At 65.3% G+C, this 23613-nt stretch carries 22 protein-coding genes, 1 tRNA gene and 1 pseudogene; 10 read left to right on the forward strand and 14 right to left on the reverse strand.

Translation table 11 applies throughout. From position 1 onward, the window contains the following. Positions 1 to 75: 75 nt before the first annotated feature. The 4 genes and pseudogenes from WFQ67_RS30375 to WFQ67_RS10750 all read right to left on the reverse strand — a co-directional run. A pseudogene (locus WFQ67_RS30375) lies at positions 76 to 921 on the reverse strand (cache domain-containing protein); the annotation flags it as partial. A gap of 125 nt (positions 922 to 1046) precedes the next feature. Next, positions 1047 to 4769: a methionine synthase gene (metH, locus tag WFQ67_RS10740; RefSeq protein WP_337056829.1), complete on the reverse strand. Its 3723-nt coding sequence runs from the start codon at positions 4767 to 4769 to the stop codon at positions 1047 to 1049. A 217-nt stretch (positions 4770 to 4986) separates the two neighbouring features. Next, positions 4987 to 5460: a hypothetical protein gene (locus WFQ67_RS10745; RefSeq protein ID WP_111263772.1), complete on the reverse strand. Its 474-nt coding sequence runs from the start codon at positions 5458 to 5460 to the stop codon at positions 4987 to 4989. A gap of 12 nt (positions 5461 to 5472) precedes the next feature. Then, the gene (locus tag WFQ67_RS10750) at positions 5473 to 5976 is read right to left on the reverse strand and encodes a hypothetical protein (protein ID WP_337056830.1); all 504 of its coding nucleotides are present in this window, start codon (positions 5974 to 5976) and stop codon (positions 5473 to 5475) included. A 413-nt stretch (positions 5977 to 6389) separates the two neighbouring features. Here WFQ67_RS10750 and WFQ67_RS10755 point away from each other — a divergent pair, with 413 nt between their 5' ends. The 3 genes from WFQ67_RS10755 to nfuA all read left to right on the forward strand — a co-directional run bounded on the left by WFQ67_RS10755 (position 6390) and on the right by nfuA (position 10441). Beyond that, positions 6390 to 7358, forward strand: coding sequence for a hypothetical protein (locus tag WFQ67_RS10755; protein ID WP_173178420.1), 969 nt, complete (start codon positions 6390 to 6392; stop codon positions 7356 to 7358). A gap of 124 nt (positions 7359 to 7482) precedes the next feature. Further along, entirely contained in the window at positions 7483 to 9762 is a 2280-nt protein-coding gene (locus WFQ67_RS10760; protein ID WP_213629071.1) for a fatty acid cis/trans isomerase, read from the forward strand. A 94-nt stretch (positions 9763 to 9856) separates the two neighbouring features. Further along, the gene (gene nfuA / locus WFQ67_RS10765; RefSeq protein WP_111263776.1) at positions 9857 to 10441 is read left to right on the forward strand and encodes a Fe-S biogenesis protein NfuA; all 585 of its coding nucleotides are present in this window, start codon (positions 9857 to 9859) and stop codon (positions 10439 to 10441) included. A 171-nt stretch (positions 10442 to 10612) separates the two neighbouring features. On the opposite strand, the gene WFQ67_RS10770 is transcribed toward nfuA, so the two are convergent. The 7 genes from WFQ67_RS10770 to WFQ67_RS10800 all read right to left on the reverse strand — a co-directional run bounded on the left by WFQ67_RS10770 (position 10613) and on the right by WFQ67_RS10800 (position 15904). Continuing rightward, positions 10613 to 11794: an MFS transporter gene (locus WFQ67_RS10770; RefSeq protein ID WP_337056832.1), complete on the reverse strand. Its 1182-nt coding sequence runs from the start codon at positions 11792 to 11794 to the stop codon at positions 10613 to 10615. A 15-nt stretch (positions 11795 to 11809) separates the two neighbouring features. Next, positions 11810 to 12319 (reverse strand): HPP family protein, encoded by a 510-nt coding sequence (locus WFQ67_RS10775; protein WP_213629073.1) that lies wholly within the window; start codon positions 12317 to 12319, stop codon positions 11810 to 11812. 15 nt (positions 12320 to 12334) lie between these two features. Continuing rightward, complete coding sequence (locus WFQ67_RS10780) at positions 12335 to 12583, reverse strand: DUF1272 domain-containing protein (protein ID WP_337056834.1); 249 nt, start codon at positions 12581 to 12583, stop codon at positions 12335 to 12337. Between the two features lie 10 nt (positions 12584 to 12593). Then, positions 12594 to 13601: a GlxA family transcriptional regulator gene (locus WFQ67_RS10785; protein WP_173178425.1), complete on the reverse strand. Its 1008-nt coding sequence runs from the start codon at positions 13599 to 13601 to the stop codon at positions 12594 to 12596. Between the two features lie 100 nt (positions 13602 to 13701). After that, positions 13702 to 14733 (reverse strand): DNA topoisomerase IB, encoded by a 1032-nt coding sequence (locus WFQ67_RS10790; protein WP_213629074.1) that lies wholly within the window; start codon positions 14731 to 14733, stop codon positions 13702 to 13704. After that, positions 14730 to 15443 carry a DUF421 domain-containing protein gene (locus WFQ67_RS10795; protein ID WP_213629075.1) on the reverse strand — a complete coding sequence of 238 codons (714 nt, stop codon included), beginning with the start codon at positions 15441 to 15443 and terminating at the stop codon, positions 14730 to 14732. The genes WFQ67_RS10790 and WFQ67_RS10795 overlap by 4 nt, the downstream gene beginning before the upstream one ends. A 191-nt stretch (positions 15444 to 15634) precedes the next feature. Further along, a complete protein-coding gene (locus tag WFQ67_RS10800) occupies positions 15635 to 15904 on the reverse strand; it encodes a hypothetical protein (protein ID WP_111263782.1) in 270 nt (89 codons plus the stop codon). 336 nt (positions 15905 to 16240) lie between these two features. Here WFQ67_RS10800 and WFQ67_RS10805 point away from each other — a divergent pair, with 336 nt between their 5' ends. Then, the gene (locus WFQ67_RS10805) at positions 16241 to 16873 is read left to right on the forward strand and encodes a PA2778 family cysteine peptidase (RefSeq protein ID WP_337056836.1); all 633 of its coding nucleotides are present in this window, start codon (positions 16241 to 16243) and stop codon (positions 16871 to 16873) included. Between the two features lie 313 nt (positions 16874 to 17186). Here the strand turns inward: WFQ67_RS10805 and WFQ67_RS10810 are convergent, their stop codons facing one another. Further along, complete coding sequence (locus WFQ67_RS10810; RefSeq protein WP_173178428.1) at positions 17187 to 18470, reverse strand: NAD(P)/FAD-dependent oxidoreductase; 1284 nt, start codon at positions 18468 to 18470, stop codon at positions 17187 to 17189. Positions 18471 to 18653: 183 nt separating this feature from the next. Between WFQ67_RS10810 and WFQ67_RS10815 the strand changes: the two genes are divergently transcribed. Then, positions 18654 to 18730, forward strand: a tRNA-Val gene (locus tag WFQ67_RS10815). Positions 18731 to 18963: 233 nt separating this feature from the next. Then, the gene (locus tag WFQ67_RS10820; RefSeq protein ID WP_337056837.1) at positions 18964 to 19359 is read left to right on the forward strand and encodes a hypothetical protein; all 396 of its coding nucleotides are present in this window, start codon (positions 18964 to 18966) and stop codon (positions 19357 to 19359) included. 97 nt (positions 19360 to 19456) lie between these two features. Here WFQ67_RS10820 and WFQ67_RS10825 read toward each other — a convergent pair whose 3' ends face one another. Beyond that, positions 19457 to 19609, reverse strand: a complete 153-nt coding sequence (locus WFQ67_RS10825; protein WP_178083011.1) for a hypothetical protein — start codon at positions 19607 to 19609, stop codon at positions 19457 to 19459. A 170-nt stretch (positions 19610 to 19779) separates the two neighbouring features. Next, positions 19780 to 19941 (reverse strand): hypothetical protein, encoded by a 162-nt coding sequence (locus WFQ67_RS10830; protein WP_173178431.1) that lies wholly within the window; start codon positions 19939 to 19941, stop codon positions 19780 to 19782. A 496-nt stretch (positions 19942 to 20437) separates the two neighbouring features. Here WFQ67_RS10830 and thrS point away from each other — a divergent pair, with 496 nt between their 5' ends. The 4 genes from thrS to rplT all read left to right on the forward strand — a co-directional run bounded on the left by thrS (position 20438) and on the right by rplT (position 23552). After that, positions 20438 to 22360 carry a threonine--tRNA ligase gene (gene thrS, locus WFQ67_RS10835; RefSeq protein ID WP_111263786.1) on the forward strand — a complete coding sequence of 641 codons (1923 nt, stop codon included), beginning with the start codon at positions 20438 to 20440 and terminating at the stop codon, positions 22358 to 22360. Further along, the gene (gene infC / locus WFQ67_RS10840) at positions 22360 to 22911 is read left to right on the forward strand and encodes a translation initiation factor IF-3 (RefSeq protein ID WP_173178453.1); all 552 of its coding nucleotides are present in this window, start codon (positions 22360 to 22362) and stop codon (positions 22909 to 22911) included. The genes thrS and infC overlap by 1 nt, the downstream gene beginning before the upstream one ends. A gap of 61 nt (positions 22912 to 22972) precedes the next feature. Further along, complete coding sequence (gene rpmI / locus WFQ67_RS10845; RefSeq protein WP_021701550.1) at positions 22973 to 23167, forward strand: 50S ribosomal protein L35; 195 nt, start codon at positions 22973 to 22975, stop codon at positions 23165 to 23167. A gap of 28 nt (positions 23168 to 23195) precedes the next feature. Beyond that, entirely contained in the window at positions 23196 to 23552 is a 357-nt protein-coding gene (gene rplT, locus WFQ67_RS10850; protein ID WP_004422590.1) for a 50S ribosomal protein L20, read from the forward strand. Positions 23553 to 23613: the final 61 nt, after the last annotated feature.

The raw sequence follows: 23613 nt of genomic DNA on the forward strand, positions 1-23613 counted from the left end.
GCCGGCCGGGTCGAGGGCGAAGGCGTAGCCCCCGGTGACCTTGCCCTGGTCGCGGAGGAAGGCGGCCAGGTCGTCGAGGCGCAGGTCGATGGTGCTGACCCCGGCGAAGCGGCCCTGCAGCTTGTACGGCACGCTGCAGGTGACCATGGGCACCTTGCTCACCGGGTCCTGGTAGGCCTCGGACCAGACGCAGGCATTGCCCGCTGCGCTGCGCGCGCCGGTGTACCAGGCGTCGTTGTGGTAGCCGGGGCCGTCGGGCTTGTTGTAGTCGTCGGAGTATTCCAGCGCGCCACCGGCGCCACGGGCCCAGAAGAAGCTGCGGCGGGCGGTGCCGTCGGCGAAGGCGTTCGGCTCCGGCCAGATGCCGCCGCCGGCGATGGCCGCATCGCCGCCGTTGTCGATCAGGTTGGGGAAGTTGTCGCGGTACAGCGCCTCTTCACGGGGCAGGACCTCGGCCAAGTGCGCCATGCCGACGGCCAGGCCTTCGATGCCGGCCAGCTTGAGGCCGAGCTGGCGGACGATGGCGCTGCCCGTCTGCTCGATCAGGGCGTTGCTTTCCGCCACCACCCGCGGCTGGCCGCGGAACACCATGATGGCGAAGACGGCGAGTGCGGTGAGCAGCAGGAGAAAGATCGCGCCCAGGGTCAGGCGGCTGGAGATGCGGTCAGGCAGCAGAGACATTCGGTACTCCTCGATTCCCGAGCTGGAAGGCGGCACACGGCGGAGGCGCGGCAGGCTCTTCTTATGCAATAGCAGTGCCCGCGCGGTTGCGCCTCTAGAAGGCGTGTCGGCAGATGTCGGGGTTCCTGCAGCGATTTCGGAGGAGCGGTCGTTTCTGGGGGCGTTCAGGGAGTGGTCGAGCGTGCCTTTGGCATCGCGGTGATGGGTTTCGATTCGCTCGCGGAACGCCGCCCGACCCATCCTACGAAGAGCACCAAGCCGCGCGGACTGGGCACCCGTGGGATGGGTAGAGCCCCGCGAAACCCATCGTTGCGCCGCTGGGAGCCAGAAAGAACAGGGCCCGCATTGCGCGGGCCCGTTCGTGATCAGTAGTCGTAGCCGAGGTTCGGCGCCAGCCAGCGTTCGCTCACGGCCTGGTCCTGGCCCTTGCGCTTGCTGTAGCTCTCCACCTGGTCGCGTTCGATCTTGCCGACGGCGAAGTACTGCGCCTCGGGGTGGGCGAAGTACCAGCCGCTGACGGCCGCCGCCGGGAACATGGCGTAGTGCTCGGTGAGGAACACGCCGCTCAGGCCGGCCTTGTCGAAGCTGGCGCTCGGGTCCAGCAGGTCGAACAGGGTGCCCTTCTCGGTGTGGTCCGGGCAGGCCGGGTAGCCGGGGGCGGGGCGGATGCCGTTGTACTGCTCCTTGATCAACGCCTCGTTGTCCAGGTGCTCGTCGGCGGCGTAGCCCCAGTATTCCTTGCGCACGCGCTCGTGCAGCCACTCGGCGCAGGCTTCGGCCAGGCGGTCGGCGAGGGCCTTGACCATGATCGAGTTGTAGTCGTCGCCCTTGGCCTCATAGGCCTTGGCCACTTCCTCGGCACCGATGCCGGCGGTGGTGATGAAGCCACCGACGTAGTCGACCACGCCGCTCTCCTTGGGCGCGACGAAGTCGGCCAGGCACAGGTTCGGCTTGCCGTCGGGCTTGATGGTCTGCTGGCGCAGGTGGTGGAGGGTGGCCAGCGGCTTGCCCTGGTCGTCGCGCACTTCGATGTCGTCGTGGTTGACCTGGTTGGCCGGCCAGAAGCCGAACACGGCGCGGGCCTTGATCAGTTTCTCGTCGATCAGTTTCTTCAGCATCGCCTGGGCGTCGGCGAACAGCGCGGTGGCGGCTTCGCCCACCACCTCGTCGGTGAGGATGCGCGGGTATTTGCCGGCCAGGTCCCAGGAGATGAAGAAGGGCGTCCAGTCGATGTATTCGGCCAGCACGGCCAAGTCGATGTCTTCCAGCACGCGCACGCCGGTGAAGCTGGGCTTGGGCGCGCGGTAGCCGGCCCAGTCGAAGTCCGGCTTGTTGGCGATGGCGTCGGCGTAGGCCAGGCGCTCGGTGCGGGCGGCGCGGTTGGCGGTGCGCTCGCGGGTTTCGACGTAGTCGGCGCGGGTGCGCTCGACGAAGCCGGCCTTGAGCTCCTTGGACAGCAGCTGGGTGGCCACGCCCACGGCGCGCGAGGCGTCGGTGACGTAGACCACGGCGTCATTGCTGTACTGCGGGTCGATCTTCACCGCGGTGTGGGCCTTGGAGGTGGTGGCGCCGCCGATCATCAGCGGCAGCTGGAAGCCCTGGCGCTGCATCTCGCGGGCGACGTGGACCATTTCGTCCAGCGACGGGGTGATCAGGCCGGAGAGGCCGATGATGTCGCACTTCTCGTCGCGGGCGGTCTGCAGGATCTTCTCCGCCGGGACCATCACGCCGAGGTCGACGATGTCGTAGCCGTTGCAGCCGAGCACCACGCCGACGATGTTCTTGCCGATGTCGTGGACGTCGCCCTTGACGGTGGCCATGAGGATCTTGCCCTTGGCCTCGGGCTTGTCGCCCTTCTCCGCTTCGATGAAGGGGATCAGGTGGGCCACCGCCTGCTTCATCACGCGGGCGGACTTGACCACCTGCGGGAGGAACATCTTGCCCGAGCCGAACAGGTCGCCGACCACGTTCATGCCGGACATCAGCGGGCCTTCGATCACCTCGATGGGGCGCGCGCACTGCTGGCGGCACTCCTCGGTGTCTTCGACGATGAAGGCGGTGATGCCCTTGACCAGCGCGTGCTCCAGGCGCTTGTCGACCGGCAGCGAACGCCACTCCTCGTTCTCCACTTCCTTGGCCGCGCCGTCGCCCCGGTACTTGTCGGCGATGGCCAGCAGGGCCTCGGTGGCGTTGGGGCTGCGGTTGAGCACCACGTCCTCGACGGCGTCGCGCAGCTCTTTGGGGATCTCGTCGTAGATCTCCAGCTGGCCGGCGTTGACGATGCCCATGGTGAGGCCGTTCTGGATGGCGTAGTAGAGGAAGACCGAGTGGATCGCCTCGCGCACCGGGTTGTTGCCGCGGAAGGAGAACGACACGTTGGACACGCCGCCCGAGCTCAGGGCATGGGGCAGGTTGTCGCGGATGTAGGCGCAGGCGTTGATGAAGTCGACCGCGTAGTTGTTGTGTTCCTCGATGCCGGTGGCCACGGCGAAGATGTTCGGGTCGAAGATGATGTCTTCCGGCGGGAAGCCCACTTCATTGACCAGGATGTCGTAGCTGCGCTGGCAGATTTCCGCCTTGCGCGCCTCGGTGTCGGCCTGGCCGGCCTCGTCGAAGGCCATCACCACCACGGCGGCGCCGTAGCGCTTGCACAGCTTGGCGTGGTGCTTGAACTGCTCGACGCCTTCCTTCATGGAGATGGAGTTGACGATGCCCTTGCCCTGGATGCACTTGAGGCCCGCCTCGATCACCTCCCACTTGGAGGAGTCGATCATGATCGGCACGCGGGAGATGTCCGGCTCGCCGGCGATGAGGTTGAGGAAGCGCACCATCGCCGCCTTGGAGTCGAGCATGCCCTCGTCCATGTTGATGTCGATGACCTGGGCGCCGGCTTCCACCTGCTGCAGGGCGACTTCCAGCGCCTCGGTGTAGTTCTCCTCGCGGATCAGCCTGGCGAACTTGGCGGAACCGGTGATATTGGTGCGCTCGCCGACGTTCACGAACAGCGAACTGCGATCGATGGTGAAGGGCTCCAGGCCCGACAGGCGGCAGGCCTTGGGGATCTCCGGGATCACGCGTGGCGGATGCTTGGCCACGGCCTTGGCGATGGCCTCGATGTGCCCCGGGGTGGTGCCGCAGCAGCCGCCGATGATGTTGAGGAAGCCGCTGGCGGCGAACTCCTCGACCACCACGGCCATCTCGGCCGGGGTCTCGTCGTACTCGCCGAAGGCGTTGGGCAGGCCGGCGTTGGGGTGGGCGGAGACGTGGGTGCCGGCCTTGCTCGCCAGCTCGGCGAGGTAGGGGCGCAGTTCCTTGGCGCCGAGGGCGCAGTTCAGGCCCACGGAGATCGGCTTGGCGTGGCTCACCGAGTTCCAGAACGCTTCGGTGGTCTGGCCCGAGAGGGTGCGGCCGGAGGCGTCGGTGATGGTGCCGGAGATCATGATCGGCAGCTCGACGCCCAGTTCCTCGAACACGCCCTGCACGGCGAAGATCGCCGCCTTGGCGTTGAGGGTGTCGAAGATGGTTTCGATGAGGATGAGGTCGGCGCCGCCTTCCATCAGGCCACGGGTGGCCTCGGTGTAGTTCTCCACCAGCTCGTCGAAGGTGACGTTGCGGTAGCCCGGGTCGTTGACGTCGGGGGAGATGGAGCAGGTGCGGCTGGTCGGGCCGAGGACGCCGGCGACGAAGCGCGGCTTGTCCGGGGTTTCCAGGGTCTTGGCGTCGGCCACTTCACGGGCCAGGCGCGCGCCCTCGACGTTCAGCTCGTACACCAGGGACTCCATGCCGTAGTCGGCCTGGGACACCTGGGTGGCGTTGAAGGTGTTGGTCTCGAGGATGTCCGCGCCGGCGTCCAGATAGGCCTTCTCGATGGCCTGGATCACGTCCGGGCGCGACAGCAGCAGCAGGTCGTTGTTGCCCTTGACGTCGCTCGGCCAGTCGGCGAAGCGCGTGCCCCGGTAGTCCTCCTCCTGGAGCTTGTAGCTCTGGATCATGGTGCCCATGCCGCCGTCGAGGATCAGGATGCGTTCCTTGAGGGCTTTGTGAAGGGCGTGCAGGCGGGCGCTGCGATCGGTGAGCGGGCTGGGCATGGAGGACCTGACTAGCTGGGCGGAAAAGGTCGCAAAGCATAGCAAAGATGAAGGGGATCGACCGCCCGCCGGCTGTTGCATGAATATGGCTCATGTTGCTGTGGGCCGAAGCCGGGCGGCGCCCTGGTGGGCATGGAGTGCGGGGATGCGGGCGGGGCGGGGGTGTGCGGGGAGCGCGGCCGTGGATGAGGCGGGGTCATCCACGGCGCGGGGTGGATCAGCCGCGGCAGCTGGCCGTGGCGTAGACGAAGTACTTCACCAGGTCGCGGTCGGTGCGGTTCCAGACCTCGCCCACCGAGCGCAGGCCCTGGCTCTGGCCGACCGCGCCGGCGATGCTGCCGCACCAGACGCGTGGGTACTTGCCGCGGTACAGGGTGCCGCCGATGACCACGGCGACGTGGCCGTTGTTGCGCGCCGGGTTGTGGTCGCTGCCCTTGATGCCGGCGATCACGAAGTAGCCCTGGGAGGCCTTCTGCGCGGCTTCGTCACCGCTGGCCAGTTCCTTCCAGCCGGTGGCCTGGGGCAGGCCGCCCATGATGGCGTCGGCGTTGCCGCCGGGAATCGGTACGCCGAGGGTGGCGGCCACCGACTGCAGGAAGCCGGAGCAGTTGTTCTTGTTCTGGGTACCGGCGATGAAGCTCTGGTCCCAGGCCGCGGTGCAGGCATTGACGATGCAGGTGTCGAGGCTCATTGACTATCCCTATCAGGGTTTGCAGAAAGGCTGTACGGGTTGCTTTGCTTGGGTCTTGCAGCTGCCGCTGTCGTCGCAGTCGGCGCCGAGCACCAGCTCCTCGCCCTCGACGCTGGCGCGCTTGCCGGTGATGTCCTGGCGGTGCAGCACCTTGCAGGTGGCGGTGTCGTAGGCCACCAGCTCACCGTTGGAGCCGCTGAACTCGTAGGTCACCAGGCGCTTCTCGTCGCGGCTGAGGAACAGCGGGTCGCGGGCCCAGATGCCCCCGTCCTCGATGTTGCAGCTCTTGCCGCTGGCCTTTTCCAGCAGCACCACCGGCGGCTCGGGGAAGGCGTCGGGTTCGGCGATGTCCGGGTTCTCGTTGACGAAGCGCACCTGCAGGCGCTGGCCGTCGCCAACGAATGTGCTGGGCGCTTCGGGGCTGGCCACCAGCTTGAGCGGGGCGAAGCCGCAATCGGAGGCCTGGGCGCAGGCGCTGAGGGTCAGGGCGGCGAGGGCGCCGGCGAGGGGTTTCATGGTCAGGATCTCCTGTGGCATGGCTGGAGCCGGCCGGGGGCGGTCGGTTGCAGTCAGGAGGGGCGGGCGCGCCGGACGGCGGCCCTGGAGCACGTTCCCTGTAGCTGCGCCGACATCATCCCTGGTGGCCTGGCGTGTCGGCAGGATACGCCGGTGGCCGGCGGCGGGGGATGACGGCGTTCACGTCTGCGCGGCTTTGCGCGCCCCGGCGGACGGACGGCGGCGCTGCGGGGTGAGGCCGGCGGCGCGGATTGTCGATGTGGGTCACGAAAGCCCGTTCCTGCGCTTCACAACGGGGGTGTGGCTGTTGCAGATTGATGCTGGCACCTGGCTAGTGCAGCAGGCGAGGCCCTCGACGTCGCGATTGACGTCCTCCCGCACGACAGACTGAACGCATACAAGGAAGCAGTTCGATGGAACACGCGAAGAAAGTGATGGAAATGGCCGGCTACTTTGCTGGACATGCGGTACAAGGCGTCGCCAGCGGCGAGATGCTGATCCCCATCGTCGGCTACCTGGGCACCGACCAGCAGACCAGCATGGTGCGGCTGCTATCGGACAGCTCGGTGGAGGCCATGCAGCAGGGCGAGGCGCGCATCACCAGCCTGGACGAGGACAAGCTGGGCGCGGTGTTCATCCGCGACGGCCTGGTCACCCTGCCCACCGGCAAGACCGACTGCCTGATCGTCGACATCCGCTTCGCCTCGGACAAGCAGCGCCATTTCCAGTGGCTGCTGCCCTACCGCAACGCCGGCCATGAAGCCGGCTTCGCCGTGCACAAACCCAAGGCCTCGGCTGGCGCGGGTTTCTCCAACGACCAGCTGCAGGAGCTGGCCGCAGCCTTCTTCGATGGCCTGGAGAACAACGAGGAAGCCCTGGAGGTGTGGAATAGCAACTTCGTCGAGCAGGCGGGCGAAAGCTCCGGGTTCCAGGGCCAGGAGAACACCCAGTTCACCGCCGAGGAGTTCCAGGCCCTGCGCCGGGCGCCCTTCATGGTGTTCCTGCTGGTGGCCGCCGCCGACGGCAAGCTCGACAACAAGGAGGCGCAGGCCTTCGTCAAGCAGCTGGGGGAGTCGGCCAAAAACGGCGGCCAGCTGTATTCGCGCATCATCACCAACGTCATCACCGACGTGCCGCAGCTGCTGACCGAACTGCTGACCACACCCCTCAACCATGCCCAGGAGCTGCTGCGCATCCGCCTGATCGTCGAGACCAAGGTGGCGCCGGAGGAAGCACAGGCGTTCAAGCAGGCGTTGCTGGGCCTGGGCAAGGCGGTGGCTTCGGCCTCCGGTGGCTTCCTCGGCTTCGGCAGCAAGATCAGCAAGGAAGAGAAGGCCACCCTGGAGCGCATCGCCGCCGGCCTGGGCCTGACCTACAGCTGACCCGCCCCGGCGGCGGGACGATGGGCTGCGCCGCGAGGGGCCGCCCCATCCTTGGCTGCCGCTTCGCTGCAGCGCAGCGCGGATGCCGGTAGAATCGGTCGTCCGTTCGCCAAGGAAAAGGTCCATGCCGTACCGCGCGTTGTTCGCCGCCGCCCTTCTGTTCATGAGCGCTGCGGCGTGTGCCGAGGAAGTTTCCTACACCCGCGACATCCAACCGATCTTCACCGAGAAGTGCGTGGCCTGCCATGCGTGCTATGACTCGCCCTGCCAGCTCAACCTGGGCAGCGGCGAGGGTGCGGCGCGCGGGGCGACCAAGCTGCCGGTGTACGACGGTACGCGCACCCGCGCACAGGCCACCACGCGGCTGTTTTTCGACGCCCAGGGCGAGGCGGCGTGGCGCGACAAGGGGTTCTACTCCGTGCTGCAGGGCCAGGCCCCGCAGGCAGCGCTGATGGCGCGCATGCTCGAGCTCGGGCACAGCACGCCGCTCACGCCCAACGCCAAGCTGCCGGAAGACCTGGACATCGGCATCAATCGCCAGAACCAGTGCCCGACCCCGGACGAGTTCGACGACTATGCGAAGAAATTCGCCCACGCCGGCATGCCTTTCGCAGTGACCGGCCTGGACGACCAGCAATACCAGACGCTGCAACGCTGGCTCGCCGCCGGTGCGCCGGTGGAGGCGAGCACGGTGACGCCGACTCCGGACGAGGCACGGCAGATCGCCGAGTGGGAGGGGCTGCTCAATGCCCGGGGTGCCCGCGAGGTGCTGGTGGGGCGCTGGCTGTTCGAGCACCTGTTCCTCGCCCACCTGTACTTCGATGAGGGCAAGAGCGGGCATTTCTTCCAACTGGTGCGTTCGCGCACGCCCAGCGGCAAGCCCATCGATCCGATCGCCACGCGCCGTCCCAACGATGACCCGGGCACCGATTTCTACTACCGCCTGTGGCCCATCCAGGGCGTGATCGTGCATAAGACGCACATCACCTACCCGCTGAGCGATTCCAGGCTGGCGCGGGTCAACGAGCTGTTCTTCGGCAGCGACTGGACCACCGACAAGGTGCCGGGTTACGGCGCGCAACGCCGGGCCAACCCGTTCGAGACCTTCGAGGCCATCCCGGCCCAGGCGCGCTACCAGTTCATGCTGGATAACGCCGAGTACTTCGTGCGCACCTTCATCCGTGGCCCGGTGTGCCGCGGGCAGATCGCCACCGACGTGATCCGCGACAACTTCTGGGCGCTGTTCCAGGACCCGCAGCACGACCTCTACGTCACCGATGCCGCCTACCGGGGCGAGGCGACGCCCTTGCTGGCGATGCCCGGGCAGTTCGATGAGATCGGCGGGTTGCTGAGCCTGTGGCACAGCTACCGCGACAAGCGCAACGCCTACGAGGAGCTGCGGCGCGACGCCTACGCCGATGCCCCGGTGCCCACCTGGGCGGATATCTGGAGCGGCAACGACAACGCCCTGCTGTCCATCTACCGCCAGTTCGACAGCGCCTTCGTGCGCAAGGGGCTGATCGGCGAGGTGCCACAGACGATGTGGCTGCTGGACTACCCGTTGTTCGAGCGCACCTACTACCAGTTGGTGGTGAACTTCGACGTGTACGGCAACGTTTCGCACCAGGCGCAGACGCGGTTGTATTTCGACCTGATCCGCAATGGCGCCGAGGTCAACTTCCTGCGCCTGATGCCGGCCGAGTCGCGCACCGCGATCCTCGACGACTGGTACCAGAACAGCGGCAAATTGAAGATGTGGCTGGACTACGAGGACATCGACGACGACACGCCCACCGGGCTGTTCCTGCCGGTCGAGCGCGCCAAGGGCTCCTTCGCGGCGCAACTGCTCAAGCGCTACGCCGACCTCAATGCAAGGCCCGACCCGATCAACCGCTGCACCACCGGCAACTGCTACCGCCTGGGCATCGACCCGGCGCTGCAACAGGCCGAGCAGGCGCTGAGCCAGCTGGTCAGCCGGCCTGCGGCGGGGCTCAAGGTGATCGACCAGATGCCGGAGGCGACGCTGTTGCGCGTCGAGCTGGCGGACGGGCACCGCGAGGTCTACAGCGTGCTGCGCAACCGCGCGCACAGCAACGTGGCCTTCATGATGGGCGAGGAACTGCGCTACCAGCCCGGGCTGGACACCCTGACCATCTACCCCGGCGTGCTGACCAGCTACCCCAATTTCATGTTCAACCTGCGCGCCGAGGAGGTGCCGGCGTTCGTCGCCGCGCTCGGGCAGGTGAAGGACACGCCGGCCTTCGACAAGGTGGTGGAGCGCTGGGGTATCCGTCGCAGCCACCCGCAGTTCTGGCGTTATTTCCACGACCTCTCGGCCTACATCCACGAGACCGACCCGGTGGAGGCGGCCGTGCTGGACATGAACCGCTATCAGAACTTCTGAGGATTTGTCGCGAATTATTCCTACTAAAACACTAGGACTTTATCCGTAGGACCTGATTGGCGTACACTGCGCCCCATGTTTGCGAGGAGTTGCCATGAGCGCCATCACCATTACCCAGGCAGCCGAAGACTATCTGGCTGACCTGCTGTCGAAGCAGAACACCAGCGGTATCGGTATCCGTGTCTTCATCACCCAGCCGGGCACCCAGTACGCCGAAACCTGCATCGCCTACTGCAAGCCGGGCGAGCAGAAGCCCGAGGACACCCCGCTGGCCCTCGCGTCCTTCACCGCGTGGATCGACGGCCTGAGCGAACCCTTCCTCGAGGACGCCGTGGTCGACTACGCCACCGACCGCATGGGCGGCCAGCTGACCATCAAGGCCCCGAACGCCAAGGTGCCGATGGTCAACGAGGACAGCCCGCTGAACGAACGCATCAACTACTACCTGCAGACCGAGATCAACCCCGGCCTCGCCAGCCACGGCGGCCAGGTGAGCCTGGTGGACGTGGTCGACGAAGGCATCGCCGTGCTGCAGTTCGGCGGCGGCTGCCAGGGTTGCGGCCAGGTCGACCTGACCCTCAAGGACGGCGTCGAGCGCACCCTGCTCGAGCGCATCCCCGAGCTGAAGGGCGTGCGTGACGTGACCGACCACAGCAACCGCGAGAACGCCTACTACTGAGGCGTTGAAGCGGTAAGGAAAAAGGCAGCCCCCGGGCTGCCTTTTTCATGTCCGCAATTCCCCCGCGGGGTGGCGTAGAGCGCAGCGAAACCCATGCTGCCCGATGCCCGGGGACACGCCGGATCGATGGGATTCGCGGAGCTCTTCCCATCCTACGGCCAACGGTAAGGCTCATGACGCGGTTTGGGCCTGGGCGGCCCTGCCGCGACGCACCATGAACAGCGCCAGCAGGACCACCGCCACCAGCGGCAACATGCCGAGGTTCACCGCGCTCCAGCCGAGCCCGGTGATCAGGGCGCCGGAGGCGAAGGAGGCGCAGGCGGCCACCAGGCTGTTGCACAGCTCCATCAGGGCCTGGGCCTGGCCGCGCTCCTCGGTGGCGTGCCCTTCCGCCAGCAGCGTGGTGCCGGCCACCAGCATCAGGTTCCAGCCCAGCCCGAGCAGGAACGAGCTCACCAGGAAATACGCCATGCCCAGCCCGGCCAGGGCGATGCCGGCGCTGAAGAGCAGCAGCACGGCGCCCGACAGGGCCACGCGGCGGCTGCCGAAGCGGTCCACCAGCGGGCCGGCGGCGAAGGCGGGGAGGAACATGCCGAGCATGTGCCAGCGGATCACCTCCGACCCGGCTTCCAGCGGCAGGCCGCAGAAGCTCATGGCCAGGGGCGTCGCGTTCATCACCAGGATCATCAGCCCGTGGCCGATGGCGGTCGTGGCGATGGCGGCGCGGACCAGCGGGCGCTTGAGCAGGGCCTGGGTGGCCGCCCAGCCGGCCTTGGGCGGCCTGGGTGCCTGGCCTTCACGCAGCAGGCGCAGCAGTGCGAGGGCGACCAGCGCCAGGGCGGCGATGGCGAGGTAAGCGCCGAGGAAGGGCGTTTCCAGGGCGTTGCGCGACCAGAGCGCCAGGCTCGGCGCCAGCAGTGCGGCGCAGATGCCGCCGCCGACCACATAGGCGGTGGCGCGGCCCTTGTGCCTGTCGTCCACGGCTTCCTGGGCGGCGAAGCGGTAGTACATGGCCGAGGCCTGGTAGGCGCCGATCGGCAGCGCGCCCAGGCACAGCAGGGTGAAGTCGCCAAGCCAGACGCCCAGGGCGCTGACCAGGCCGCCGAGCACGCCGGCGGCGGCGCCGAGCATCAGCCCCGGGCGGCGACCGTGGCGCTGCATGAACAATGACAGCGGCTGCACCGCCAGCAGGTTGCCCAGTACCAGCAGCGCCAGCGGCAGGGTGGCCAGGGCGTTGAGCGGCGCCAGTTGCAGCCCCACCAGCGAGGTGAGGGTGATGCCGATCATCGAGCAGCTCCAGTACAGGGCCTGGCCGGCGAACAGCAGACGGATGCTCGGGTTGCGCAGCAGCATGGGGACCTCAGCGGCTTACCAGTATTTGGGGTAGCGGGCCTCGCGGCTCGCGTTGTTGTAGACCAGCGCCACCAGAACCAGCAGCAGGGCGCCGCTGAGGGTGGGGTAGAGCAGGAAATCCCAGCCCGGCTGCAGGAGGAAGACGATCACCGGATTGGAGCCGGCCGGCGGGTGCACGGTCCGGGTCGCCATCATCAGGGCGATCGCGCTGCCCACCGCCAGTGCCACGGCCCACCAGTGCGGGCCGCAGACATACAGGAAGGCCAGGCCCGTGAAGGTGCTCAGCAGGTGGCCGAAGACGACGTTGCGCGGCTGCGAGAAGGGCACGTCGGGGAAGCCGAAGACCAGCACGCAGGAGGCGCCGAAGGAGCCGAGCAGCAGGCTCAGGGTCAGCGCGTCGCCCAGGCCGGCGATGCTGGCGATGGCGAGGAAGCCGCCGAGCCAGGCGATGAACACCTGGCGCGCGGCGGGGCGGGGGGGCAGGGCGACGGCGTCGCCACGGAATTTCTTCATCAATTCGAGCATGGTCGTCTTCCGGGTTCAGGCGCGCTTGGCGCAGCCAGCGGGGTTGTGGATGCGCTGGCTCGATGGCGGATTGGCGGCGAGCTTGGCGGCGGGTCGGATGGGGCGCCCGACCAGCTTGCCGGCGCAGTTGGGGCAATGGCCGGCGAGGTGGGTTTCGACGCAATCGCTGCAGAAGGTGCACTCGAAGGAGCAGATCATCGCCTCGGCGGAGTCGGGCGGCAGGTCCTTGTCGCAGCATTCGCAGTTGGGGCGCAGTTCCAGCATGGCGGTTTCCTCAGGGCGTGGTGGGGCGTCCGAAGCGCTCCGCATATTCCTGCGGGCTGATGGACAGGTGCTTGTGAAAGGTGCGCCGCAGGTTCTCGGGGTGGCCGAAGCCGGTGAGGCGGGCCACGGTGGCGATGGAGGCCTGGGCGTCCTGCAGCAATGCGCGGGCCGCCTCCAGGCGCACCCGTTCGACGTACTTGCCGGGCCCCATGCCCAGCTCCTGGACGAAGGCCCGGGACAGGCTGCGTGGAGCCATGCGCGCCTGGGTGGCCAGTGCCTCCAGCGACAGGTCGCCACCGAGGTTGCCGGGGATCCACTCCAGCAATGCGGCCAGGCGCGGCGTGCGGCTGGGTTCGCAGTTGAGCAGCGCGCTGAACTGCGCCTGGCCGCCGGGGCGACGCAGGAACAACACCAGCCGGCGCGCGACCGCCAGCGCCATGGTGCGGCCGAGGTCGGCTTCCACCAGGGCCAGCGCGAGATCGATGCCGGCGGTGACCCCGGCGGACGTGAATACGTGCGGGTCGCCGTCGCGGCCGTCGGGGGCGTAGGTGTGCAGGCGATCGCCCTGCACGTCGATGTCGCAATAGCCGCCGAGGGCGGGCACGTCGGACCAGTGGGTAGTGGCGCTGCGCCCGGCCAGGAGGCCGGCGGCGGCGAGGATCAGCGCGCCGGAGCAGATGGAGCCGAGCCGTCGCACCCGGGGCTCGGCCTCACGCAGCCAGGCCAGCAGGGGCGGGTTGCGGCACATGCGCTCGACGCCCATGCCACCGGCCACCAGCAAGGTATCGAGGCTGGCCGGGTCGACTTCGTGATAGGCGGCCTCGGCGACCAGGGCGAAGCCGGCGGAGGTTTTAACCGCGCCGGCCTCGGTGCCGATCAGGCGGATCCGGTAGGCATCGGGGAGCCCCTGGCGCTGGCGTTCGACGTTGGCCGAGGCGAAGACCTGCAGCGGGCCGGTCACGTCCAGGCTCATCACATCGTCGAAGGCCAGGCAGGCAATGGTGCGCAGGGTGTCCATGGCGGATTCCATCAGGTTGATGGCGCCAGTCTGCGTCCTGCCGGGTTTGGCGACAATGACAATAACCCCACAGATATTGCCAAGGTGCTGGCCGGGGCGTTCAGCCCGCCGGGTCGGTGTGCAGCGCCTGGAGGAAGTTCATCAGTGACGCTTCCTCGGCGCTGAGGCCCTTGCGCTTGCGGGCTTTCTTCAGGCCCTGCAGCTCGCCGGCGAGGAAGGCGTCGATGATGGCCGGGTGGACGTAGCACTTGCGGCAGACGGCGGGGGTGTTGCCCAACTCGCGGGAGACCTGGCGGATCACCTCCACCAGGTGCTTCTTGGCGCTCGCCTCGTTCTGCCAGCGGTGCTTGCGCAAGTGCTCCAGGGCCAGGGCGCTGCCGGCCCAGGTACGGTAGTCCTTGGCGGTGAAGTCCTCGCCGGCGTGGCCGCGCAGGTAGTCGTTGATGTCGTGGGAGCTGACGGTGCGGCGTTCGGCACCGTCGTCGAGGTACTGGAACAGGTGCTGGCCGGGCAGTTCCAGGCAGCGCCGGAGGATGCGCGCCAGTCGCGGATTGCTGAGCTTCACGCTGTGCTCGACGCCGCTCTTGCCCTTGAACTCGAAGCGGATGCTGCTGCCCTTCACGTCGACGTGGCGGGTGCGCAGGGTGGTGAGGCCGAAGGATTTGTTGTCCCGCGCGTAGCGGCTGTTGCCGATGCGGATCAGGGTGCGGTCGAGCAGGGCGACGACGGCGGCCATGACCTTGTCGCGGCCCAGGCCGGGCTCATCCAGGTGCAGGTCGATCCGCCGGCGCAGGGTCGGCAGGGCCTGGCCGAAACGCAGCAGGCGCTCGTACTTGGCGGCGTCGCGTATCTCGATCCACAGCGGGTGGTAGCGGTATTGCTTGCGCCGACGGGCATCCCGCGCGGTGGCCTGGATATGGCCTTGTGGGTCGGCGCAGATCCACACCTCCTGGTAGGCGGGCGGGATGGCCAGTTTGTTGATGCGCTGGATCTCCAGCTCGTCGCGGATGGGGCGGCCGGCGAGGTCGATGTAGACGAACTTGCCGCGCTGCAGGCGCCGGGCGAAGCCGGGCATGCTGTCTTCGACGTAGCGCAGTTGCGGCGGCAGGGCGGGTGGTGTTGCGGCTGTCATGCGTGCGCCTCCACGGGTGAGGCCTGGTGCTTGCGGCCCAGGGCGTGCGACCAGGCGTGGCCGTCGCAGCGGGGGCAATGGGCGTCCTGCCCGCGGGCGAGGCGCTGGGTGAACCCGCATCGGTTGCAGGCGTAGAGGCCGTCCTCGCTGGGGCGCTCCACGGTCTGGCGCAATTGGCGGGGTAGCACGGAGAGGCCTTCGCGCACCTCGCTGTCATCGAAGAAGTAGAGGCTGACATCGCCATTCACTTCGAGTATGGCCAGCCTTACCTGGCCCAGGTGCTCGACGCTCTGGCGGCGCAGCTCCATGAAGAACTCGTCGCTGGAGATGTTGTGACGGGCCAGGGCGTCGATGTTGTAGAGGCCGTCGCGGATGATCACCACCGGTTCGCCCTCCAGCCAGGCGCCGAAGCGGCGGCTGTGCTCCATGGCGTAGGTGGTAACGCGGTACAGCACCAGCAGGGTGACGAAGACCACGAGGACCGGCAGCAGGGGCACGTCTTCGTAGAAGGAAACGTCGCCGGCGGCGGAGCCGAGCGTGAGGATCACCAGGACCTCGAACAGGGATATCTGGCGGACACCGCGCCGTCCGGAGACCTTCAGGAACGCGAACACCACCATGAAGGCGAACAGAGCGCGCAATGCGACTTCGGCGAGGAAGCCGAGGGGGAACTGATCGATGAGGATTCGCTGCCAATCGAATGGGCTCATGGCCTGTGTGCTCCTTGCGCGGGTCGAAACGAGGCTTCGCGGGCGGTTGCCGCATGTGCTCGGGGCTGCAAGGTTATGGACAGCGAAGGCGGGGAAATTTCGTCAGTGACAGACGAGGCGGCGTCGCGATGACGCCAGGGCGGGCAGCCGGGAAGCTGCCCGCCGCGCAGTGGGCACAGCGCTGGAAGGTGTTACTCGGGCATTTTCCAGGGGTCGAGGCTGTAGCCCTTGCGGCTCAGCTCCTCGCGGGACTGCTTGAGGATGCTGGCCAGTTGTTGGGGGTCGCAGTAGGTGCTGCTGGCGATTTTCGAGCGGCCCAGCAGGCGCGTGCTGGTGCGGTCGATGACGCTGAGGCTGAGCTCGCCGTTGCCATCCTGAGGGGCCCAGGCCACGCACTGGAAGGGTTGGAAGGCGCGGCCGGCAATGATCAGGGCTTCGTTGACGCGAAGTGTTGCGTTCATGGGGTGGGTCTCTCCGTATTGTGCCCAACGAGGTCGACGGGGCCGGTCGTATCGACCGTTGCCTGCCGTCGTGGATATGGATGGCGAAACCTGACCAGGAAGTCACAGCGGGTCGTGAATAAATAACTATTTGTCGCGGCAATGAATGGAATGGCGATAACGCTCTCGAAAAAGCGTCATTTCCGTGCGCTCGACGGCCCGGCTCGGGTATACAGATGCGCCGTGTACCGGGCCATCCGCGCCGGTATGATCCCTTCCATGTCCGCCATGCACCTGTGAACCATCGGGGTAGATGCAGTGCCTATTCGCCGTAACCGATCCCTTGCCGGCTGTGCCGTGCTCGCGTTTTCCATCCTGCTGGCGGCCTGTTCCGCCCAGCCCACTACGCCGGGGCTGCGTGGCCTGCCCGAGGCGGTTGAGCTGAGCAACGTACCGTTCTTCGCCCAGCACGCCTACCAGAGCGCGCCGGCGGCGCTGGCAGCGCTCTTCACCCAGCAGGGGGAGACGGTGACGCCGGGCATGGTGGAGAAGGAATTGCGGCTGCCGGAACGCGAGGAGGGTCTGCAAGGGAACCTGGCCGATGTGGTGCACCGCCACGGGCTGCTGGTCTACCCGCTGGGCGACCAGGTGGAGGACCTGCTGGTGCAGGTGGCGGCGGGCAATCCCGTGCTGGTGCACCTGCGTCAGGGTTATGGCTGGTTGCCGTCCTGGCGATATGCGCTGGTGGTGGGCTATGACCGCCACAAGCAGGTGTTGCTGCTGCGGGCCGGCGGTGAGCGGCGCCTGCCGATGGGCTTCTCGGAGTTCGAGTCGGACTGGGAGGGGGCGGGCCACTGGGCGGTGCTGCTGCAGGCACCGAACCAGCTCCCGGTGCAGGTCGATGCCGAGCGCTGGAAGCAGGCGGCCGACGCCCTGGCGGGTGCCGGCCAGGCCGATGCGGCGAATATCGCCAGGAAGCAGCTGCGTTGAATGCCCGCACAGGGCTTCTGCCCCAGTAAAAATCCACGCTCGTGGAACGTGGACTTGCGTTGGCTCCCTAAGTGAGAAGGGGCCAGCCAGGCTTCGGAGTTTGGACGTAGGGTGCCACGCGCCTGGAGAGCCTGCCGGAAGCACCGTGCGGCGGTGCGCACGGCACGCCCCACAGCATGTGTTCATCCAGCGGGGCCCTCAATTCAAATCGTCACAGGCAGAGCCGATGACTCGTGACCGCGCCCCGGGAACGTGGTTTCCCGCGTTCCAATGAAAAACGGCGCCCGAGGGCGCCGTTTTCATGTCGCGAGGATCAGATCCCCAGCTTGTCACGCAGGCTGTAGTACCAGGCACCGATGGCGCTGAACGGGACCTGGAACAGACGGCCGCCCGGGAAGGGGTAGTGCGGCAGGCTGGCGAAGGCGTCGAAGCGTTCCGCCTGGCCGCGCAGGGCTTCGGCCAGGACCTTGCCTGCCAGGTGGGTGTAGGTGACGCCGTGGCCGCTGCAGCCCTGGGAGTAATAGATGTTGTCGCCGATGCGGCCGACCTGGGGCAGGCGCGAGAGGGTCAGCAGGAAGTTGCCGGTCCAGGCGTAGTCGATCTTCACGTCCTTGAGCTGCGGGAAGGTCTTGAGCATCTTCGGGCGGATGATCGCCTCGATGTTCGCCGGGTCACGCGCGCCGTAGACCACGCCACCGCCATAGATCAGGCGGCGGTCGCCGGAGAGGCGGTAGTAGTCCAGCAGGTAGTTGCAGTCCTCGACGCAGTAGTCCTGCGGCAGCAGACTCTTGGCCATTTCTTCCGACAGCGGTTCGGTGGTGATGACCTGGGTGCCGCAGGGCATGGACTTGGATGCCAGTTCGGGCAGCAGGTTGCCCAGGTAGGCGTTGCCGGCCACCACCACGAACTTGGCCTTCACCCGGCCTTTCGGGGTGTGCACGACCGGGTTGGCGCCACGCTCGACGCGGATGGCGGGGGATTGCTCATGGATGATGCCGCCGAGGGATTCCACCGCTGCCGCCTCGCCGAGGGCCAGGTTCAGCGGGTGGATGTGGCCGCCGCTCATGTCGAGCATGCCGCCGATGTAGTTCTCGGTCGATGCGACTTCACGGATGCGCTTGGCGTCCAGCAGTTCCAGCTGGGTATGGCCGTAGCGTTCCCACAGCTTCTTCTGGGCTTCCAGGTGGCCCATCTGCTTGGGCGTGATGGCAGCGAACACACCACCGTCCTTGAGGTCGCACTGGATGTCGTACTTGGCGATGCGCTCGCGGATGATGCGGCCACCCTCGAACGCCATCTGGCCGAGCAGTTGGGCGTCCTTCGGATTGGTGGTGCGCTCGATCACGTCGATGTCGCGGCTATAACTGTTGACGATCTGGCCGCCGTTGCGACCGGACGCGCCGAAGCCGACCTTGGCCGCCTCGACGATGGTGACCTTGAAGCCGTTCTCCAGCAGGAAGAGTGCGGTGGACAGGCCGGTGTAGCCGGCGCCGATGATGCAGATGTCGGTCTCGGTCTCGCCGACCAGCTCCGGGCGCTGCGGTACCGGATTGGCCGATGCTGCGTAATAGGATTGGGGGTAGGGAGTGTGCGTCATCTTGAATCTCTGTTTTTTATTTTTTACGGATGGCGTGATGCTACCCGAGTTGAAAATGGCCGGCTAGGGGCTGTGCAAGATATTTAACGCAGCGTCGAACAACAAAAACTTCACTTTTTCAGTCAGTTAGCGAAAAAAGTTGTTGACGCCGAAATGCATCGCTGTAGAATGCGCACCCATCGAAGGCACATAGCTCAGTTGGTTAGAGCACCACCTTGACATGGTGGGGGTCGTTGGTTCGAGTCCAATTGTGCCTACCAAATCGAAGCCGCTCAGGCGGTGCAAAGAAGGCGATCCGAAAGGGTCGCCTTTTTTGTTGTCCGCAAAAAATCCAAGCATGCGGCAGGGGGCAAGCACTGCCTCCCACTCCCTTCCGCTGCTCCTCCTCGCGCCGCCAGATGTCCATATATCGGAAATATGCTGCCGCTTCGCTTGGTTATGTCCGTGCGCTATCTAATCTTCATGGGCATTCACCAGCGAGGAGGCGGGTGCCATGGGGAATCGAGTCGGGTTCGTGCGCCGGGCGGCAATGGCGGCTGCCGGGGCGTTGCTGTTCTCGTCGGGTGGAGTCGCCCAGGCGGGTGATATTGGTTTCGGAATCGGTGTCAGCTATGTCTTTGGCGGCGGCGTTGCGGCAGGGATAAAGGCATTCGGCGATGACGAGGACGCTATCGCGGTTGGCTCGGTCGGGCTCGATTATCTATTCGCCTCGTCTGCCTTTCGGCCAAACATAGGAATGACCTACCAGGGCGAGGGGTATTTCAGTGGCGGTGATGTCGGCTACAACCTCATCACGGAAAGGGTGGATTTTGCTGCGGGGGCAGGTTGGGCGGATGAGGATGATGCCCATGCCCTGTTCGCGTCGGAGAAGCCTGTCTTCCTTCCGTGATGCGTGCTCGGTCCGGCGCGGTTCCGATGGATAAAAGAATGGGAGCAGTGCGGTATGCCCGCGCTGTCGAGGGTGTGGTGCGATGCGGTCGCTGGGTTCAGATATCGGCGATGAGCATGCCGTGCATTACACGGTAGAGGCCGTCGTTGATCCTGATTGTCAGTGGCTCCCGGCCGATGATTCGTGCCCCTTCCTTGAGCAGTTCATCGATGTGCGCACGCAATGCATGAAAGTTCCGTTGTTCCTTCACGGATTGGTCTCCCCTGGAGAAGATGCGAGCAGAATAGCAGTAGCTGTGACAGGGCTCGTATTCTGAAATTCCGTTGCGCTTCGAAGGTTTCAACTCTCGCGTGGAAGCATGGTGCGGAGATGGGCGCCAGTCATGGCGGAGGGAGTGCCGGGCGTAACGCCCGGACTCGATCAGGCGGCTGCGGAGTGGCTGATCAGCATCCCGCAGTTGACGCGATACAGATGGCCGCTGACCTTCAGGGTCAAAGGGTCGCGGCTGATAATGCGGGCTCCGTCCCTGAGCAGCTCATCGATGTGGGCGCGAAGAGCAAGGAAAGTACGTTGTTCCTTCATCGTATGACTCCTTGGTCGATTTATTCGGCGGAGCATATCAGTGCAACTGTGAACTGATATGGATTCTTGTGTGATTGTTGTCACATTTCGATGATGGCAATTGAATGTCAGTTCCGGGCCGGGGCTCGTCCTGGCAGTGGGTCATGGGGCGGCGTTTGATGAGTGTCGTGTCGAAGTCATGTCGCCTGCTTCTAAGCCACTGATTCTTTTGTGCTAAAGTGCCGCCCTTCGCGGTTCTTCCTGCTCCTTCCGTGTTCTTCGCGTCGCCAGCGCCAGTCGTCCTGCCTATATAAAGGCGTGCCGCTCGCGTCCGCGCTTGTCACTGTCACGTGTTTCTGGAAGCATCCGCGGTTCTCGACACCTCCAGTGACCCTGGTTCGGCTCGGTTGGCCTTCGGGCTCTGCCATCGTGTGGCAGGCATACCACCGGATCAATTACTGGCTCATCCCAACCCATGTGGCCTTTGGTAGAGGTCACCACTAGGAGAGGAGGCGCCATGCCCATCATTACTCTTCCCGACGGCAGTCAGCGTTCGTTCGATCACCCCGTGTCCGTGCTCGAGGTGGCGCAATCCATTGGCGCCGGCCTGGCCAAGGCCACCGTCGCTGGCAAGGTCGACGGCAAGCTCGTCGATGCCTGTGACCTGATCGAAAACGACGCGACCCTGCAGATCATCACCCCCAAGGACGAGGCTGGAGTCGAGATCATTCGTCACTCCTGCGCTCACCTGGTCGGCCATGCCGTCAAGCAGCTCTATCCGACCGCCCGCATGGTGATCGGCCCGGTCATCGATGAAGGCTTCTATTACGACATCGCCTTCGAGCGTCCCTTCACGCCCGAGGACATGGCCGCCATCGAAAAGCGCATGGCCGAGCTGATCGACAAGGATTACGACGTCATCAAGAAGGTCACCCCGCGCGCCGAGGTGATCGAAGTGTTCAAGGCCCGTGGCGAGGACTACAAGCTGCGCCTGGTCGAGGACATGCCGGATGAGAAGGCCATGGGCCTGTACTTCCATGAGGAGTACGTGGACATGTGCCGGGGCCCGCATGTGCCCAACACCCGCTTCCTGAAAGCGTTCAAGCTCACCAAGATTTCCGGCGCCTACTGGCGCGGCGACTCGAAGAACGAGCAGCTGCAGCGTGTCTATGGCACTGCCTGGGCCGATAAAAAGCAGCTGGCCGCCTATGTCCAGCGCATCGAAGAGGCCGAGAAGCGCGATCATCGCCGCATCGGCAAGCAGCTCGACCTGTTCCACCTCCAGGAAGAAGCCCCGGGCATGGTGTTCTGGCATCCCAACGGCTGGACCCTGTACCAGGTGCTGGAGCAGTACATGCGCCAGGTGCAGCGCGAGCATGGCTACGTTGAGGTGCGCACGCCCCAGGTCGTGGATCGTATCCTCTGGGAGCGCTCGGGCCACTGGTCCAACTACGCCGAGAACATGTTCACCACGGCTTCCGAAAGCCGCGACTACGCCGTCAAGCCGATGAACTGCCCGTGCCACGTGCAGATCTTCAATCAGGGCCTGAAGTCCTATCGCGACCTGCCGCTGCGCCTGGCCGAGTTCGGTGCCTGCCACCGCAACGAGCCGTCCGGTGCCCTGCACGGCATCATGCGCGTGCGTGGCTTTACCCAGGACGATGCCCACATCTTCTGCACCGAAGAACAGGTGAAGAAAGAGGCGGCCGATTTCATCAAGCTGACCCTGCAGGTGTATGCGGACTTCGGCTTCAGCGATATTTCGATGAAATTGTCGACTCGCCCGGCCAAGCGCGTGGGATCCGACGAGCTGTGGGATCGCGCCGAAGGTGCCCTCGCGGACGCCCTGAACGAGTCCGGCCTGGCCTGGGAATACCAGCCGGGGGAGGGCGCTTTCTACGGTCCGAAGATCGAGTTCACCCTCAAGGACTGCCTCGGCCGTAACTGGCAGTGCGGCACCCTGCAGTACGATCCGAACCTTCCGGAGCGTCTGGATGCCAGCTATATCGCCGAAGATAACAGCCGTACTCGCCCGGTGATGTTGCACCGTGCCATCCTCGGCTCCTTCGAGCGCTTCATCGGCATGCTCATCGAGCACTATGCGGGCCTGTTCCCGGCGTGGCTCGCTCCGACCCAGGCGGTGATCATGAATATCACCGACAAGCAGGCTGATTTTGCCCTCGAAGTGGAAAAAACCCTCAACCAAAGCGGGTTCCGTGCCAAGTCCGACTTGAGAAACGAAAAAATCGGCTTTAAAATCCGCGAGCATACTTTGCTCAAGGTTCCCTATCTCCTGGTTATTGGAGATCGGGAGGTTGAGACACGATCCGTTGCTGTGCGAACCCGTGAAGGCGTCGATCTGGGCTCCATGCCCCTCGACCAATTCGTCACTACGCTTGCGCAGGCGGTTTCCCGGCGTGGTCGCCAAGAATTGGAGTAATCATTATTAAGCGTGAAATGAGACAAGATAAACGAGCTGCACCCAAGGCCCCGATTAACGAGAATATCTCGGCTCGAGAGGTGCGACTGATTGGTGCAGACGGCCAGCAAATTGGCGTCGTCTCGATTGATGAAGCGCTTCGCGCTGCTGAAGAAGCAAAGCTGGATCTGGTGGAGATTTCCGCTGATGCAGTGCCGCCCGTCTGCCGAATCATGGACTACGGCAAGCACCTGTTCGAGAAGAAGAAGCAGGCTGCTGCGGCGAAGAAGAATCAGCACCAGCAACAGATCAAAGAAATCAAGTTTCGTCCAGGGACGGAAGAAGGGGATTACCAGGTAAAACTACGCAACCTGGTACGTTTCCTTAATGAGGGAGACAAGGCCAAGGTATCGCTTCGATTCCGTGGTCGTGAGATGGCTCACCAGGAGCTGGGCATGGAGCTGTTGAAGCGGGTCGAAGCCGACCTCGCCGAACTCGGCACCGTTGAACAGCATCCTAAGCTGGAAGGACGCCAGCTGATGATGGTCATCGCTCCCAAAAAGAAAAAGTAACCACCAGGGCACTGGCAGGCCTTGCGGTTATGCGTAATCACTCAATGCGGAGTATCCGAACATGCCAAAGATGAAAACCAAGAGCGGTGCAGCCAAGCGTTTCCTCAAGACCGCTGCTGGCTACAAGCACAAACACGCTTTCAAGAGCCACATCCTGACCAAGATGTCCACCAAGCGTAAGCGTCAACTTCGCGGTAGCGAACTGATGCATCCGTCGGACAAGGCAAAAGTCGAGCGCATGCTGCGCGTTCGTTAATCGGTCAAGATTCTAGAGGAAATTACTCATGGCTCGTGTAAAGCGCGGCGTCATCGCTCGCAAGCGTCACAAAAAGATTCTGAAACTCGCCAAAGGCTACTACGGCGCACGCAGCCGCGTGTTCCGCGTTGCCAAGCAGGCGGTGATCAAGGCTGGCCAATACGCCTACCGTGACCGTCGTCAGCGCAAACGTCAGTTCCGCGCTCTGTGGATCGCTCGTATCAACGCTGGTGCTCGTCTGAACGGTCTGTCCTACAGCCGTCTGATCGCTGGCCTGAAAAAAGCGGCCATCGAGATCGATCGTAAGGTTCTGGCCGATCTGGCAGTGAACGAAAAAGCGGCGTTTGCTGCGATTGTCGAGAAAGCGAAAGCCGTACTGGCTTAAGTCCCCGACAATCACCGGGCCATCCCGGTGCTGAACGTCACCAATAGGGGAAGAGCCTTGC

Origin of the sequence: Pseudomonas sp. USHLN015 (genome assembly GCF_037153275.1) — a bacterium.
Classification (GTDB): domain Bacteria; phylum Pseudomonadota; class Gammaproteobacteria; order Pseudomonadales; family Pseudomonadaceae; genus Metapseudomonas; species Metapseudomonas tohonis.